The sequence below is a fragment of the Aeromonas sp. JL9 genome (assembly GCF_024436075.1).
In the GTDB taxonomy this organism is placed as follows: domain Bacteria; phylum Pseudomonadota; class Gammaproteobacteria; order Enterobacterales; family Aeromonadaceae; genus Aeromonas; species Aeromonas veronii.
The window spans coordinates 1-14,898 of sequence record NZ_JANFNV010000030.1 but is presented as its reverse complement, the minus strand read 5'-3'; the positions used below and the strand labels follow the sequence as shown (position 1 = coordinate 14,898).

14 protein-coding genes are annotated in these 14,898 nt (G+C 60.5%); 9 read left to right on the top strand and 5 right to left on the bottom strand.

Going from position 1 to position 14,898, the window contains the following annotated elements:
- The first annotated feature begins 59 nt into the window (after positions 1-59).
- Positions 60-1,421: a bifunctional UDP-N-acetylglucosamine diphosphorylase/glucosamine-1-phosphate N-acetyltransferase GlmU gene (glmU, locus tag NOM06_RS17220; RefSeq protein WP_255912505.1), complete on the top strand. Its 1,362-nt coding sequence runs from the start codon at positions 60-62 to the stop codon at positions 1,419-1,421.
- Positions 1,422-1,472: 51 nt separating this feature from the next.
- Here the strand turns inward: glmU and creD are convergent, their stop codons facing one another.
- From creD to blrA, 4 genes are all read right to left on the bottom strand, one after another.
- The gene (gene creD, locus NOM06_RS17215) at positions 1,473-2,849 is read right to left on the bottom strand and encodes a cell envelope integrity protein CreD (protein WP_255912503.1); all 1,377 of its coding nucleotides are present in this window, start codon (positions 2,847-2,849) and stop codon (positions 1,473-1,475) included.
- A 120-nt stretch (positions 2,850-2,969) separates the two neighbouring features.
- A complete protein-coding gene (gene blaOXA / locus NOM06_RS17210; protein ID WP_219594924.1) occupies positions 2,970-3,764 on the bottom strand; it encodes an OXA-12 family class D beta-lactamase in 795 nt (264 codons plus the stop codon).
- Positions 3,765-3,845: 81 nt separating this feature from the next.
- A complete protein-coding gene (gene blrB / locus NOM06_RS17205; RefSeq protein ID WP_255912501.1) occupies positions 3,846-5,267 on the bottom strand; it encodes a beta-lactam sensor histidine kinase BlrB in 1,422 nt (473 codons plus the stop codon).
- On the bottom strand, positions 5,264-5,938 hold the full coding sequence (gene blrA, locus NOM06_RS17200; protein WP_013724228.1) for a beta-lactam response regulator transcription factor BlrA: 675 nt from the start codon (positions 5,936-5,938) through the stop codon (positions 5,264-5,266). Before blrA ends, blrB begins: the two co-directional genes overlap by 4 nt.
- A gap of 122 nt (positions 5,939-6,060) precedes the next feature.
- On the opposite strand from blrA, the gene NOM06_RS17195 reads away from it, so the two are divergent.
- Positions 6,061-6,834: a DeoR/GlpR family DNA-binding transcription regulator gene (locus NOM06_RS17195; RefSeq protein ID WP_005355851.1), complete on the top strand. Its 774-nt coding sequence runs from the start codon at positions 6,061-6,063 to the stop codon at positions 6,832-6,834.
- A gap of 56 nt (positions 6,835-6,890) precedes the next feature.
- On the top strand, positions 6,891-8,723 hold the full coding sequence (gene glmS, locus NOM06_RS17190; RefSeq protein ID WP_042082285.1) for a glutamine--fructose-6-phosphate transaminase (isomerizing): 1,833 nt from the start codon (positions 6,891-6,893) through the stop codon (positions 8,721-8,723).
- Positions 8,724-8,796: 73 nt separating this feature from the next.
- Here the strand turns inward: glmS and NOM06_RS17185 are convergent, their stop codons facing one another.
- On the bottom strand, positions 8,797-9,573 hold the full coding sequence (locus NOM06_RS17185; protein ID WP_255912499.1) for a LuxR family transcriptional regulator: 777 nt from the start codon (positions 9,571-9,573) through the stop codon (positions 8,797-8,799).
- Between the two features lie 210 nt (positions 9,574-9,783).
- Here NOM06_RS17185 and NOM06_RS17180 point away from each other — a divergent pair, with 210 nt between their 5' ends.
- The 6 genes from NOM06_RS17180 to NOM06_RS17155 are packed head-to-tail and all read left to right on the top strand — an operon-like array spanning position 9,784 to position 14,611.
- Positions 9,784-10,545 (top strand): DUF3450 domain-containing protein, encoded by a 762-nt coding sequence (locus NOM06_RS17180; RefSeq protein WP_005357258.1) that lies wholly within the window; start codon positions 9,784-9,786, stop codon positions 10,543-10,545.
- Positions 10,542-11,846, top strand: a complete 1,305-nt coding sequence (locus NOM06_RS17175; protein WP_042082287.1) for a MotA/TolQ/ExbB proton channel family protein — start codon at positions 10,542-10,544, stop codon at positions 11,844-11,846. The genes NOM06_RS17180 and NOM06_RS17175 overlap by 4 nt, the downstream gene beginning before the upstream one ends.
- Positions 11,843-12,373, top strand: coding sequence for a MotA/TolQ/ExbB proton channel family protein (locus NOM06_RS17170; RefSeq protein ID WP_005339367.1), 531 nt, complete (start codon positions 11,843-11,845; stop codon positions 12,371-12,373). The genes NOM06_RS17175 and NOM06_RS17170 overlap by 4 nt, the downstream gene beginning before the upstream one ends.
- Positions 12,370-12,771 (top strand): biopolymer transporter ExbD, encoded by a 402-nt coding sequence (locus NOM06_RS17165; RefSeq protein WP_005339369.1) that lies wholly within the window; start codon positions 12,370-12,372, stop codon positions 12,769-12,771. Before NOM06_RS17170 ends, NOM06_RS17165 begins: the two co-directional genes overlap by 4 nt.
- Positions 12,768-13,430, top strand: coding sequence for an energy transducer TonB (locus tag NOM06_RS17160; protein ID WP_005339371.1), 663 nt, complete (start codon positions 12,768-12,770; stop codon positions 13,428-13,430). The genes NOM06_RS17165 and NOM06_RS17160 overlap by 4 nt, the downstream gene beginning before the upstream one ends.
- Positions 13,431-13,432: 2 nt before the next feature.
- Positions 13,433-14,611, top strand: a complete 1,179-nt coding sequence (locus NOM06_RS17155) for a hypothetical protein (RefSeq protein WP_255912497.1) — start codon at positions 13,433-13,435, stop codon at positions 14,609-14,611.
- Positions 14,612-14,898 lie beyond the last annotated feature (287 nt).

Genomic DNA, 14,898 nt, shown 5'->3' with positions numbered 1-14,898 from the left:
TTTTTTTACCCGTTGGATAGACTCCGCCGAGTATTTTCTCATGTTCCAAAGGTCAATTTATGTCCCTCAACGTCGTGATCCTGGCGGCGGGTAAAGGTACCCGCATGCGCTCTTCCCTGCCCAAGGTACTCCACCCGGTAGCCAACAAACCCATGGTTTCCCACGTGATCGATACTGCCCGTCAGGTCGGCGCCGAGCAACTGCATCTGGTTTATGGCCACGGTGCCGAGCTGCTGAAAGAGCGGATCGTGGCGGCCGATGTCAACTGGGTGCTGCAAGCCCAGCAGTTGGGGACAGGTCACGCCGTCGCCCAAGCGATCCCGTTCTGGAAGGATGAAGACGACGTGCTGGTGCTGTACGGCGATACCCCGCTGATCCAGCCCGAGACCCTGCAGCGACTGCTGGCTGCCAAGGCTGAAAACGGGATGGCATTGCTGACCGTGGTGCTCGACAACCCCACCGGCTATGGCCGTATCGTCCGTGAAAACGGTCAGGTAGTCGGCATCGTCGAGCAGAAGGATGCCAACGCCGAACAGCTGGAGATCCGTGAGGTGAATACCGGCGTGCTGGTGGCCAATGGGGGCCAGTTGCGTCAATGGTTGTCTCGTCTCGACAACAAAAACGCCCAGGGCGAGTTCTATCTGACCGATGTGATCGCGATGGCTCACGGCGATAATTGCCCGATTGCCGCCGTTCATCCGGAGCGCGCCGCTGAAGTGGAAGGGGCCAACAATCGGGTGCAATTGGCTCAGCTTGAGCGCAGCTATCAGCAGATGCAGGCCGAGAAACTGATGATCGCCGGTGCTACCCTGATCGACCCGGCCCGCTTCGATCTGCGCGGAACCCTCGAGATTGGTGAAGAGGTGGTGATCGACGTCAACGTCATCATCGAAGGCAAGGTAACCCTCGGCAACCATGTTCGTATCGGTGCCGGTGCCGTGCTGAAGGATTGCGTGATCGGCGATCACACCGAAGTGAAGCCCTACTCCATCGTTGAAGGGGCTCAGGTGGCGGATCTGTGCTCGGTCGGCCCGTTTGCCCGTCTGCGCCCGGGGGCCGTGCTGGAGCAGGATGCCCACGTCGGCAACTTCGTCGAGATGAAGAAGGCCCGTCTGGGGGTTGGCTCCAAGTGTGGTCACCTCACCTATCTGGGGGATGCCGAGATCGGAGCCGGGGTAAATATCGGTGCTGGTACCATCACCTGCAACTATGACGGGGTCAACAAATTCCAGACCATCATCGAGGATGATGTATTCGTCGGTTCTGATACCCAACTAGTAGCGCCTGTTCGCATCGGCAAGGGGGCCACCCTGGGTGCCGGCTCTACTATTACCAAGGACGTGGGTGAAAATGAACTCGTGATAACCCGGGTACCCCAGCGTCACATCAAGAACTGGGCTCGTCCGGTCAAGAAGAAGTGATGCCCGATCGATAAAATAGAACCGGCGCCTGATGGCGCCGGTTTTTTTGGCTTATGACTGATGGTTGGTGTCACTGGTCGATGACTGAGGGGCCGCCCACGTGGTCGCGGGTGCGCTGTAGTCCATCACCTGATACCAGTCGAGCTTGCGGGTCAGCAGCATGATCAGCGCCAGTGTGGCGAACAAGAGCAGGGCACCGAGCAGCAGGGCGATCTCTTCGGCCTGCAGCAGGCTGTAGAGGATGGCATAGACCAGCCCGAGCAGCGCAGCGAAGCCGATCCCCTGCTTCCGGCCGCCCAGCACATGGCTCAGATAGAAGCCGTTGAGCAGCACGCTGGCCAGCGCGGCCACGAGATAGGCCCAGCCAAAACCGAGGTGTTCGGTCAGCGCCAGCAGCACCAGATAGAAAATGGCCAGCCCCATGCCCACCAGCGCGTACTGGATCGGGTGGACCCTCAGCCCCTTGAGCAGCTCGAACATGAAGAAGCTGATAAAGGTGAGACCGATGAAGAGCAGGGCATACTTGGCCGCCCTCTCATTGAGCTGATAGTGATCCACCGGCTGCACCAGACTGACGCTGAAGGTGGAGAGATTGCTATCCCCCCCGTTCATCATCCGGTTGAAGCGGGTCTCCATGTCGCTGGCGAACCAGCTGGTTTGCCAGTTGGCCTCAAACCCTTGTGGGCTCAGGGTGCGACTGCCCGGCAGAAAGTCACCGATAAAGTTGGGGTGGGGCCAGTTGCCGGCCAGCTGCAGGGTGCTCTCCTTGCCCAGCGGCACTATGTCGAGGGCGTTCATCCCCTGCAGATTGAGCTCCAGATGGAAGGTGCCATCCTGCTGCGGCAGGCTGTCGAGCGGGGCATGGATACCCGCGAGCGCATCACCGAGGCGGGCGCCGGGGGCAAACGGGATCCGCTGTGTGCCGAGTTGCAGTTCGGGGACGCTGTTGATACCGCGGGCATCGGAGAGCACCAGGCTCAGGTAGGGTTTGCCCGCCACCAGCTCGGCCGTTTCACCGAGCGGTGAGGTCGCGTCATTCAGCAAACTCTGCCGGGTTGGCAGGTGGCCGGATAGGGTGAGGCGGGTCTGGTAGACCTGCGCCTGATAGATGCCCAGCTTGCGCGGGGTGACCTCCATGTTGGCCTTGATATCCAACTGCTCCGGCAGCAGGTAGCGGTAGATCTGCTCCTGACGGACGAAGCGCTTGCCCTCCTGCTCGACCGTCACCGAACGGGTATAGGGCTGCACGATAATGGGCCCCATCAGTCGTTGCGGGCCGCTGCTGCTGGCCATGATGCTGTGAATGGCCTGATTGCGGTAAGCCTGACGCTCCCGGTTGAGCTCCATGATGGATTGTACCGGTACCATCAGCAGCAGGCTGAGCAACAGCAGCAGAAAGATTTTGTGGGTGAATATCTGTTTGACCATGACACGTCCCCTTGTTGTATGGAGCGAGTCTGCCGGCCGGACGTGAAGAGGGAATGGGCTTGTGTGAAGTGATGGTGAAGGGGGATAAAAAAACCGGCCTTGCGCCGGTTTCTGGAGGAATTACAGGGTCTTCAGCTTCCCGGGCAATGCGGCCAGCACCTCTTCTTTCGCCTTGAGGGAGGCGAACTGCTTGCCTGGCTTTTGCACCACGGTATGGACGAAGATCAGCTGCTTGCCCGGTTTGCTGGCCCAGCCGACGAACCAGCCGATCTGCTGATCGCGGTTGAGGCTGCCATCCAGCTTCTTCGGGTAGCCCATGCCGGTTTTGCCGTGGATCTGCCAGCCGTCGATCTCGCTCACCTTGAGGATATTGGCGGTGTACTGCAGGGTCTGCGCCGAGACCGGCAGCTTGCCGCTGAGCATCTTGCCGAGGAAGCGGGCCTGCTCCTCCGGACTGATGGCGAGGCTGGAGCTGAGCCAGGCTTGAGTCAGACCGTCATGCTTGCCCGGATTGCCGGAGAGATCCCGGTTGCCGTAGTCGAAGCGGTCGACGTATTGCTGGAAGCGCTCCATCCCCAGCCACTCGGTGATCTGCTGGGAGAACCAGACCACCGAGTAGGTTTCCCAGCGGCGCGGGGTAGTGGTTTCGCGCCAGGCGGGCAGCCAGCCGTCATAGCTCGGTTTGTAAGGCAGTGCCGGATGCTCTTCATCCACCAGATAGCCGCTGTCGTAACCCATCAGCGCCAGCGGGATCTTGAAGGTGGACGCGGGCGGCAGCTGGCTGGAGCAGTCCCCTTCACTGGAGAGGGTCTGGCCGTTGCCGTCAGCATAGAGAAAGCAGCCGCTGGCGGCGGAGGCAGGCAGGGCTGCGAGCAGACCGGCAGCCAGCAGGCTGGAGAGAAGCAGGCGGGACATAGCATTTCCTTGAGCAAATGGATGAGAGAAAGCGGCAGTCTAATGCCGCTTTGTGTGGGGAATGTGAAGTTGCGGGGGTGACTAGGCGAACGGCAGCCAGAGTTCCGCCAGCACACCACCTTCCGGCCGATTGGCGAGGGTCAGGCGGCCACCATGCTGGTGGGCCACCTCATGGGCGAAGCTGAGCCCCAGACCGCTGCTCTTGCCCTTGTCCGGCCGTGGCAGGGAGTAGAAGCGCTCGAAGATCCGTGGCAGGGCGTAGTCGGGAATGCCGGGACCGCTGTCGCAAACCCGGAAGCAGTAACCCTCCTCCTGCTGGCTGCCGCTCAGGGTGACCTGCCCGTTGGCGGGAGAGAAGTCGATAGCGTTATCCAGCAGGTTGCCGATGGCCTGCTCCACCAGCAGCGGATCCCACTTCTGTTTTGGCGCGCTGGCCAGCTCGGCCACCAACTCGACCTGACGGCGCTGGGCGATGATCTGGCGAGCATCGAGGGTGCGCTTGCCCAGTTTTGCCGGTTCCACCGACTGACGATCCAACCCCTGCCCCGACTCCAGCCGTGCCAGTTGCAGCATTCGCTCGATCAGCTGCTGCATGCGGGCGGTTTCCAGATTGATGTTGCCGATAAACCGTTTGGCAACTTCGGGGGGCGGCGTTTCGGCCAAAATCTCCCCTGCCCCGCGAATGGCGGCCAGCGGGCTCTTCAGCTCGTGGGTCAGGCTGTGCACATAGGCTTCGATGTAGCTCTTGCCATCGAGCTGGTGGCGCATGGTCTCCAGTGAGCGGCCGAGCCGATCCAGCTCGACGGTGTGTAACTTCGGCAGCGGTGCCGCCTCCCCCTTGCTGACCGAGTCGGCGTAGTGCACCAGCTTGCCGATGGCGCGGTTGAGCCACCACACCAGCAGGCTGCCGATCAGCAGCGAGATGAGCAGCATCTGGCCGCCGGCCCGCAGCAGCTCCTGTTCCCCCCGCTCGATGGCTGGCATCAGGGTGCGATTGGGTTTGGCGACGGTGAGGGAGCCGATGATCTCTGCCCCCTCCCGCAGCGGCGCCGCCACATACATGGTCGAGCTGGCGGCATCGTCGGGATCGGTGCGGGTGCTGCGGGCGCCATACTGACCGCGCAGAGTGCGGTAGACATCGTTCCAGCGGGAATAATCCTTGCCCAGATCGGTGCCGTCGGAGTCGTAAATCACCATCCCCTGCCGATCCGTCACATAGATGCGGTACTCCGCCTGCTGTTTGAGGTGGCCGTCGATCATCGCATTGATGGGATTCTGGTTGAGGCGGGCGAAGGCGCTGGCCAGCCGCCCGTTCATCATATTGCCCTCTTGCAGATCATCGAGTGCCAGCGGCGCCAGCAGCTGGGTCATGTCTACCAGGGTATCCTCGGTGGCGCTGCGCACCCCGGGTTTTATCTCCTCGACGAAGATCTCCAGTACAAACCAGGCGGCCAGCGCGAAGATCAGCAGCAGGCCGCACAGCAGTTGCAACCCGAGTCTCATGCCAGCTCCAGGCTGTAGCCCAGCCCGCGATGGGTGAGGATCAAGTTTGCCTCGGGATCATGTTCGCGCAGCTTGGCGCGGATGGTCTTGATATGGGTATCGACGGTGCGATCCAGACTCTCCTCCGCATCCTGCCACACCAGATCCATCAGCTGTTGGCGGGAATAGACCCGGCCCGGCGCAAGCATCAGGGTCTTTAGCAGCAGATATTCGTAGCGGGTGAGGGCCAGCGGTTGGCCGCGAAAATGGATGCGGGCCCGCTCCTCATCCAGCACCAGCAGGGCGCTGGGCTGGGGGGCGACGGGCTGGCTGCGGCGCAGGATGACCCGCACCCGGGCGCACACTTCCCGGGGGGAGAAGGGTTTGGCCACATAGTCATCGGCACCGATCTCCAGCCCGATCAGCCGGTCTATCTCCTCGCTGCGGGCGGTGAGGAACATCAGGGGAATATCGGTCAGCGCCCTCACCTGCTTGCAGAGCTCGAAGCCGCTGATGTCGGGCAACCCCACATCGAGGATCAGGAAGTCGGGTCGCGTCTGTTCCAGTCGTGTCAGCAACTGTTGGCCCAGCATGAACCACTCCACCTCGAACCCGTCGGTCTGCAGGGCGTAAATCAGGGTGTCGGCGATGCTGGCCTCATCCTCCACCAGCCAGATGACTCTCTTTTGCATGGCATCCTCGTCGCAAATTGGCACTCCATTCTGGCATCGAACCAAATCGGATCCTATTTGCTGTTTTATTTTTTCAAAAAAGGGGCTAATATTTCGATGTTCTTTCGAATCGAAACTTAAAAATGACCAAACGTAATACTCAACAACGCCGACACACCATAGTGACCCTGGTACAAGAGCAGGGTGAAGTGAGCGTTGACGCCCTCGCCAAACACTTTTCTACCTCCGAAGTGACCATCCGTAAAGATCTGGCGGTACTGGAGACCGGCGGTCTGCTGCTGCGCCGTTATGGTGGTGCCGTTCCCTTGCCGAGCGAGATGGTGGTCGAGGTCAATCCTGAACAAGTTTCGAACCGAAAGTTAGCCATTGCCCGTGCGGCGGCCGAGCGGCTGCGTGATCACAACCGCGTCATCATCGACAGCGGCAGCACCACCAGCGCCATGATCCCCATGCTGGGCAACAAGCGCGGCCTCATCGTGATGACCAACTCCCTCAATGTGGCCGGTGCCCTGCGCGAGCTGGAAAATGAGCCTACCCTGTTAATGACCGGTGGCACTTGGGACCCTCACTCCGAATCCTTTCAGGGGCAGGTGGCGGAACAGGTGCTGCGCTCCTACGACTTCGACCAGCTTTTTATCGGTGCCGACGGTATCGACCCGGAGCGTGGCACCACCACCTTCAATGAGCTGGTGGGGTTGTCGCGGGTGATGGCCGAGGTATCGCGGGAGGTCATTGTGATGGTCGAATCGGAGAAGATCGGCCGCAAGATCCCCAATCTCGAACTTCCCTGGTCGAGCATCCATACCCTGGTGACCGACGAGGGGCTGGCCAGCGAGGCCAGAGAACAGATTCAAGCCCAGGGGGTGACGCTTATCTGCGCCCCGGTCACTTGCTGACATCGAGCTCTGAACCATCCAACTGACTTTACGATTTGCATCTCAAGGAGAAGTGTATGTGTGGCATCGTCGGGGCTGTTGCCCAACGTGATGTGGCTGAAATTCTGGTAGAGGGCCTGCGCCGTCTGGAGTACCGCGGTTATGACTCAGCCGGTGTGGCCGTGTTCAGCGCCAACCAGCCGTTGCAGCGGGTTCGCCGTCTGGGCAAGGTGGCCGAGCTGGCCAAGGCGCTTGACGAGCAGTCCGTCCATGGTGGTACCGGCATCGCCCATACCCGCTGGGCCACTCACGGCGAGCCTTCCGAGCGCAATGCCCACCCCCACATCTCCGAGCATATCGTGGTGGTGCACAACGGCATCATCGAGAACCACGAAGAGCTGCGGGAAGAGTTGAAGGCGCTGGGCTATGTGTTCAGCTCCGACACCGATACCGAGGTGATTGCCCATCTGGTCCATCACGAGCTGAAGAGCGCTGGCAGCCTGCTGGCCGCCATGCAGACTGCGGTGAAGCAGCTGCGCGGTGCCTACGGTACCGTGGTGATGGACAGCCGCGACGACAGTCGCGTGGTAGTTGCCCGCTCCGGTTCACCGCTGGTGATCGGCCGCGGTATCGGCGAGAACTTTATCGCCTCCGACCAGATGGCGCTGCTGCCGGTGACCCGCCGCTTCATCTTCCTGGAAGAGGGTGATGTGGCCGAAGTGACCCGCCGCGACGTGCACATCTTCGATACCAACGGCAACGCCGTGGTGCGCGAAGAGCAGGAGTCCGAGCTCTCCCACGATGCCGGTGACAAGGGCGAATACCGTCATTACATGCTCAAGGAGATCCACGAGCAGCCCAAAGCGATCACCAACACCCTGGAAGGGCGTCTGGGCAGCGATCACGTGGTGGTCGAATCGTTCGGCAACGGCGCGCGCGCCATCTTTGACAAGGTCGAGCACGTGCAGATCGTCGCCTGCGGCACCTCCTATCACTCCGGCATGGTGGCTCGCTACTGGTTCGAAGAGATCGCTGGCGTCTCCTGCGATGTGGAGATCGCCTCCGAGTTCCGCTATCGCAAATCGGTAGTGCGCCCCAACAGCCTGCTGGTGACCCTCTCCCAGAGTGGCGAGACCGCCGATACCTTGGCGGCGCTGCGTCTGGCCAAGGAATCCGGCTACATGAGCTCGCTGGCTATCTGCAACGTGCCGGGCTCCTCGCTGGTGCGTGAATCAGATCTGGCTTTCATGACCCGCGCCGGTGCCGAAATCGGCGTGGCCTCCACCAAGGCGTTTACCACCCAGCTGGCTGGCCTGCTGATGCTGGTGGCCTCGGTCGGTCACTGCCGTGGCCACTTGAGCGCCGCCGCCGAAGCCGAACTGGTCAAGGCGCTGCAAGCCCTGCCGCTGCGAATTAAAGAGAGCCTGGCACTGGCCAAGGATATCGAAACCCTGGCCGAAGAGTTTGCCGACAAGCAGCACAGCCTGTTCCTCGGCCGTGGCAGCCAGTACCCCATCGCCATGGAAGGGGCGCTCAAGCTCAAAGAGATCTCCTACATCCACGCCGAAGCTTACGCCGCTGGCGAACTGAAGCACGGCCCGCTGGCGCTGATCGATGCCGAAATGCCCATCATTGTGGTGGCGCCGAACAACGATCTGCTGGAGAAGCTCAAGTCCAACGTGGAAGAGGTGCGCGCCCGTGGCGGTATCCTCTACGTGTTCGCCGATGCCGATACCGGCTTCAAGAGCGACGAGACCATGCGGGTCATGAACCTCAACCATGTGGAAGAGGTGATCGCCCCCATCGTCTATACCGTACCGCTGCAGCTGCTCTCCTACCACGTCGCCCTGATCAAGGGGACTGACGTCGACCAGCCGCGCAACTTGGCAAAATCAGTGACCGTTGAGTAAGTCGCTATCTGATAAGTCACTTTCTGAAATGAAAAAGAGCCGCAATTGCGGCTCTCTTTGTTTCGGCTGAGGGTTACGACAGCCGCAGGTTGGTGATGGTGACCTCGTCGAGGGAGGGCACTATGATGCCGCTGGTGATCCCTTTGGCGATGGCCTGACTGCGATTCTTCGAGTCGGTCTTGTTGGTCACCTGGGTCAGGTGGAAGTTGACCGTCCGCTCACTGATGCCGAGGATGGTGGCGATCTCCCAGGAGGTTTTGCCCTCGCTGGCCCAGAACAGGCACTCCTTCTCCCGATCCGACAGTTCGGTCAGGTACTTCATCAGGTCAGGCCGGATTTTGATCAGTTGCAGTGCGGAGTTGAAGATGTAGCTGGCGCAGAATGACAGCAAGGGAACGTTTTCAAACATCAGATCAGAGTTGGACTTCTCCTTGGTGATGAATGAGAGGATACCGTGCTCCCCCTGCGGGGTGTGGAGCGGGAAGGATACGCCGTTGCGCACCCCGAAATCGGCAGCCAGATTCATCACATCGCGGCTGGCGCTGGGCAGCCAGGGCGAGTCGCAGTCGAGTTTGTTCCAGAAGATAGGCTGGGTCTGTTTCAGCCCCAGATAGACCACCGGATCCTGGGTCAGATACTGGTTTTCGCTGTAGGCGTCAAACCAGCTGGTCGGACAGTTGTTGAACAGTGCCACGTGGGATTTCTGCATGCTGATGGGGAAAATAATCAACAGCCGGAAGTAATCAAAGCCCATTTGATGACTGAAGCGTTCCAGTTGTTGCTGGATATCGCTGGTTTTTGTTGCCTTGGTGAACTTGTCGATATGTTCCCAGATCGCATCGTTGAGCATGACTTTCTCCTTTTTCGATCTCTATCACACTGATCGAAAAGATTTTTTCTCGTTATTTATATTTGTGCGGTGGCTATTGGCGCCACTTATTCCGTGCGTGTCTAAAAATTATCCTGTTTTTGTGCATAAAGGCCAAGAAAATCCTCTCGTTGCCAGTCCGCCCCGCATTTGAGATAATGATAATAGTTATCATTAGTAAGATGTATTTCAATGAACAAATTATGGGGTGTGGCCCTGCTGCCACTGTCAGTCCACTTTGCTGCCATCGGGGATGAGCTGGTTGCTCCCGCCCTCAAGAACAGCATAGCTGCCGGGAAAGCCTCCCAGCAGCGGGTGGAAAAAGCCGCCGATGCCGCCGTTGCCGCACGACTGGAGCTGCAAAATGCCCAGCTGCAACTGCGCGACCTCGAAGCCTACAACCGCTACATGCAATCTCTGGTGGCCGATCAGCAAAATGAGCTGGGTAAATTGAGTCAGCAGCTGGAAGCGGTGCAAGAGACCCGTCAGGGCTTGATCCCGCTGATGTTGCAGATGCAGGCAGATCTGGAACAGCTGGTGCAAAACGACATCCCGCTGCGCAAGGAAGATCGGCTGGCGCGGGTTGAACAGTTGAAAGCGACCCTGGCCCGTGCAGACGTTAGCGAGGCAGAGAAATTCCGTCAGCTGCTGCAGGCCTATCAGATTGAAGCCGAGTACGGCAGCAGGATGGACAGCTATTCCGCCGAGCTGGAGCTGGATGGTGCTCCGCGTCGGGTCGATGTGCTGGCGCTGGGTCGGGTCTCCCTGCTGGCGATGACGGCCGATCGCAGTCAGGCATGGCGCTGGTCTGCCGAGGCGAAGCAGTGGCAAGCCCTCGACAGCCAGTGGCTCTCCCCTATCGCTGAGGCGATGGATGTGGCCGCCGACAAGAAAGTTCCCCAGTTGCTCAATGTCCCCCTCTCTGTCAGCCGCAGTCAGGAGGCCCAATCATGAGAGTCACCATGAAGTGGTTCCCCCTCCTTATTGCCCTCTCCTGCGGGACCAACGCCGCTGTCGCCGATGAGTGGCAACAGCAGGAACAGGCTCGTGAACAGCAGGCTCAGCAAGATCTGGCGACCGTTGCCAAGGAGCTCGGCACTGCCCGCGCCAGACTGGCCGAGGCCCAGCGCCTGAGCAAGGAGCTGGCTGGCAAGTTCGCCAGCAACGAGAAGCAGCTGGTCGAGCTTAACGCCCAGTGGGAGCAAGCCTCCGGCGACATGAACGAGATCTTCGCGGTCACCCGTCAGGGCGCCAGCGATGCGGTCAAGCTGCTGAGCGAATCCGCCGTCGAGGGCCAGTACCCGGAGCGTCTCGCCCCGCTGAAAGCCATGGCACAGGATAAACAGGTACCGGATCGTGCCGCTCTCGCCCTGCTGCCCGCCACGCTGCTGCAGGAGATCCGCGAATCTGGCCGGATTGCCCAGTTCAACGGCAAGGTGCTCGATGCCCAGGGGGCTGCCAGCGAGCAGTCGCTGACCCGGGTTGGCAGTTTTGCCCTGCTGGGGAGCGAAGGCTTCCTGCAACCGACCGCCGAAGGCTTGAGCCCGGTACTGGGTCTGCCCGGTAGCGTGCTCTCTGCCGTTGCGGCTTATCAGGGTCAGGAAGGGGAAGCGCTGCCGCTGGATCCTTCTCATGGCACTCTGCTGGCGATGCTGGCACAGGCGCCCACCTTCTGGCAGCAGGTACAACAAGGTGGTCAGGTCGGCGCCATTATCGTGCTGTTGGCCGCCATCGGCTTGGGGATTGCGGCGGTACGGCTGTGGAGCCTCTCCCGCGAACTGGGTCGGGTGCGCCGCCAGCTCAAGAGCGGCGAGTATCACGCCGACAACGCCCTCGGCCGGGTGCTGACGGTGGCAGACAAACACCCCGAGCTGAGCATGGAGACCCTCGAGCTGCGTCTTGATGAGGCGATCCTGCAGGAGACTCCTCGCATGGAGCGCGGCATCGGCATGGTCAAGGTGATCGCGGCCATCGCCCCCATGCTGGGTCTGCTCGGTACCGTAACCGGGATGATCGGCACCTTCCAGGCCATCACCCAGTTTGGTACCGGCGATCCCAAGATCATGGCTGGCGGCATCTCCATGGCGCTGGTTACCACGGTACAGGGTCTGGTTGCGGCCATTCCGCTGATCCTGGCCCACAGCCTGCTGCAATCGCGCTTCACCGAGCTCTCCAATGTACTGGAGCAGCAGGTAGCCGGTATTTTGGCCGAGCGCGCCGAGAGCAATAACGGCGGGATGGAGCGAGCAGCATGATGCTCGACATCTGGCAACAGCTGCAGAGTTTCATGGGCCGTGGCGGCCCTGTGCTCTGGGTCATTCTGGCCCTGCTGGTGCTGATGTGGATTTTGATGATCGAGCGGCTGCTCTACCTCAATCTGGGTTTCGGTCCCTTGCAGCAACAGCTGCTTGGCCGCTGGCAGGCCCGCAGCGAGCGCCACAGCTGGCACGCCCGGGCGATCCGCAGCCGCTGGCTGGCGCAGGCAGAGTTGGAACTGAACCGTCATCTGATCTTCATCCGCACCCTGGTGGTGCTCTGCCCCATGCTGGGGTTGCTGGGCACAGTGACCGGCATGATCGGCGTATTCGATGCGTTGGCTGCGGCCAACCGCTTTAACCCGGAGAGCATGGCGGGCGGGATCTCCCGCGCCACCATCCCCACCATGGCAGGCATGGTGGTGGCGCTATCCGGTGTGTTGTTACTCAGTCGGCTCGAGAGTCAGGCCAAGCGTGCGCTGGCCAAGACCCGGGACGGCCTGCGAGAAGAGAAGGTAATGCAATGAGACGGCAATCCAAACGCCAGCGTGATGAAGTACAGATCGACATGACCCCCATGCTGGATATCGTGTTCATCATGCTGATCTTCTTTATTGTCACCACCTCCTTCGTGCGCGAAGCCGGGCTCGAGGTACACAGACCCCAGGCCAGTCAGGCCAAGGCGCAGAAATCTTCCAGCATCATGCTGGCGATCGGGGCTCAGGGTCAGATCTTCCTCGACCGCAAGCAGATCGATGTGGAGCGGGTACAGGCCACCATCGCCCGTCTGCTGGCGGAGCAGCCCGATGCCAGCCTGGTGATCCAGGCCGACGAGCGAGTGCCCCATGGCAAGGTGGTGCGGGTGATGGATGAGGCCAAGGCGGCGGGTATCGCCAATATCGCCGTGGCGGTGGCGCCGAAATGAAATACAAGCTGATGAGCCTGGGGCTGGGGATTGCCCTCAGTCTGGGCATCCTGCTGTTTATGGCCACGCTGGTTGAACCGCCCCGGGGCGAGAAGGTGGCGAGCGAACAGAAGCCCATCGTCATCAATATGCAGAACGAGGTGACCGAGGTGCAGGTACGCGAGCGTCCAGTGCCGCAGGAGCCCGAGCCTCTGCCAGAGCCTCCCGCTGCATTGGCCTCGACACCGCTGCCGATGCCTGCCGCGGCCCCCTTGGCGGCCGTTGAGCCGAGTCTGGATCTGGTCTCCAGCCTCAGCGCGGTGCAGGTCTATGCCCCCGGAGTGGCGACCAGTACCGCACCGGTATTGAGTGGCAACTACCACGGCCAGCAGCAGGGAGCGGGTATCGGCGCAGGTGACATGCTGATGCCGCTGCAACGGATCGAGCCGGTCTACCCCTATCGTGCCCAGCAGTCAGGGATCGAAGGATTCGTCACCCTGCGCTTTAGCGTGAATGCTGAAGGTGGCGTGCAGGATGTGGAAGTGGTCGAGGCCAAGCCCAAGCGTCAGTTCGAGCGGGCGGCCATTCAGGCGATCAACAAGTGGCGCTATCAGCCGAGACCGGGCGCTACCGACAAGCTGGTGCAAGTCATCACGCTAAAATTCAAACTGGAGTCATAACTATGTTGCGGATCTGGATCTGTCTGCTGGCCCTGGTCGGCCAAGCCTGTCTGGCGATGGAGGTCAGTCCTCACTTCTCCCGTCAGCTTGAACCCGTGATGAAGCTCTATCAGTCCGGTCAGTGGCAACAAGCCCAGAGCAAGGCGTCCGGCCTCAAGCCAAATAGCGATGCCGAGCGTGCCTGGCTGGCGCAGTTGCAAGCCTCGCTGGCGGCCAATCTGCAACAGACCGCCCAGGCGAGCCGTTATGTCGAACAGGCTCTTGCCTATAAAGAGTGGCCCGAGCAACAACAGCTCCAGCTGCTGCGACTGCGCGGCGATATTCAGGCCCAGCAATCCAACTGGTCTGGCGCCATCGCCAGCTACAAGGCGGCACTTGCACTCAAACAAGACGATGGGCTGCGCCTGCGTCTGGCCGGCCTCTATTACCACAACAAACAGTATGGTGATGCTGCCAGCCAGAGCGAACAGTTGTTGAAGAAGGGTTGGCAGAAGCAGGCCGCCATTATTCGCCTATCCGCCCTCACCGCTCAGCAACGTTATGGCGTGGCGGCCGATCAGGCGGCAGAGTTGATCAGCCACGAACCCAAAGAGAGCAAATGGTGGCAGCAGGCGGTGTCGCTCAACCTCTCCGCCAAACGTGGCGATCAGGCGTTGGCATTGCTGCAGACTGCCATCGACAGAAAACTGATGGATGACGCGTCAGCCCGCAATCAGCTGATCCGTCTCTATGCCTGGCAAGGGCTGCCTTATCGTGGTGCCCGTCTGCTGGAAGCGGCCATGGCCAAGGGACAGATGAAGCAAAGTGCTGAAAACCGCCAACTGCTTGCCCAATTGTGGGAAGGTGCCCGGGAGTGGTCACAAGCGGTCGATAGCTGGCAGCAGCTAGCCAACCAGCACGGTCAGCCCAAAGCCGCCATGCGCGCCGCCGAACTGCTGCTGCAACAGGGCAAGACAGATGCTGCCATGACCCAGCTCGCCGCCATCAAGTCGGTAAAAGGCGAGCAAGGCAATCGTGCCAAAGCGTTGCTGGTGCAGGCACACCTTAATAAGGAGCAGTATGCCCAGGCGCTGGAACTAGCCCGTGAGCTACAGCAACAGGATAACTGGCAGCAGAAGGCAACCACCTGGGTCAACTATATTCGGGCACAAAGCGAAGAATTGAGCAAAAAAGCGGCGTAAAAGAGATGCCAAGGGGTTGTTTTGGGGCGTTCAGTTCGCTTTTTCAGCAAACGAACGCATTTTTGCAAAAAGCCCTTGTCATCCCGGCGCCGCTCCCTATAATGCGCCCCTACCAGCACGGCGGAACACGCCAAACTGATGAGCCAGCTTCCTAGCGAAGTGGGCGCCGAAAGAAAAGCGAAAACAATCGCTTGACTTTCGAAGTGAGAAGCGTAATATGCGCCTCCTCAACGCGACAAGCGTGACGCTCTTTAACAATTTGAATCAAGCAATCTGTGTGGGCACTC

Bases quoted from the DNA above. Each gene is read 5' to 3' on its own strand.
- NOM06_RS17160 (WP_005339371.1), top strand. From the start codon at position 12,768: ATGAAATACAAGCTGATGAGCCTGGGGCTGGGGATTGCCCTCAGTCTG.
- NOM06_RS17180 (WP_005357258.1), top strand. From the start codon at position 9,784: ATGAACAAATTATGGGGTGTGGCCCTGCTGCCACTGTCAGTCCACTTT.
- glmS (WP_042082285.1), top strand. From the start codon at position 6,891: ATGTGTGGCATCGTCGGGGCTGTTGCCCAACGTGATGTGGCTGAAATT.
- blrA (WP_013724228.1), bottom strand. From the start codon at position 5,938: ATGCAAAAGAGAGTCATCTGGCTGGTGGAGGATGAGGCCAGCATCGCC.
- creD (WP_255912503.1), bottom strand. From the start codon at position 2,849: ATGGTCAAACAGATATTCACCCACAAAATCTTTCTGCTGCTGTTGCTC.
- NOM06_RS17155 (WP_255912497.1), top strand. From the start codon at position 13,433: ATGTTGCGGATCTGGATCTGTCTGCTGGCCCTGGTCGGCCAAGCCTGT.
- blrB (WP_255912501.1), bottom strand. From the start codon at position 5,267: ATGAGACTCGGGTTGCAACTGCTGTGCGGCCTGCTGCTGATCTTCGCG.
- NOM06_RS17170 (WP_005339367.1), top strand. From the start codon at position 11,843: ATGATGCTCGACATCTGGCAACAGCTGCAGAGTTTCATGGGCCGTGGC.
- NOM06_RS17165 (WP_005339369.1), top strand. From the start codon at position 12,370: ATGAGACGGCAATCCAAACGCCAGCGTGATGAAGTACAGATCGACATG.
- glmU (WP_255912505.1), top strand. From the start codon at position 60: ATGTCCCTCAACGTCGTGATCCTGGCGGCGGGTAAAGGTACCCGCATG.
- NOM06_RS17175 (WP_042082287.1), top strand. From the start codon at position 10,542: ATGAGAGTCACCATGAAGTGGTTCCCCCTCCTTATTGCCCTCTCCTGC.
- blaOXA (WP_219594924.1), bottom strand. From the start codon at position 3,764: ATGTCCCGCCTGCTTCTCTCCAGCCTGCTGGCTGCCGGTCTGCTCGCA.
- NOM06_RS17185 (WP_255912499.1), bottom strand. From the start codon at position 9,573: ATGCTCAACGATGCGATCTGGGAACATATCGACAAGTTCACCAAGGCA.
- NOM06_RS17195 (WP_005355851.1), top strand. From the start codon at position 6,061: ATGACCAAACGTAATACTCAACAACGCCGACACACCATAGTGACCCTG.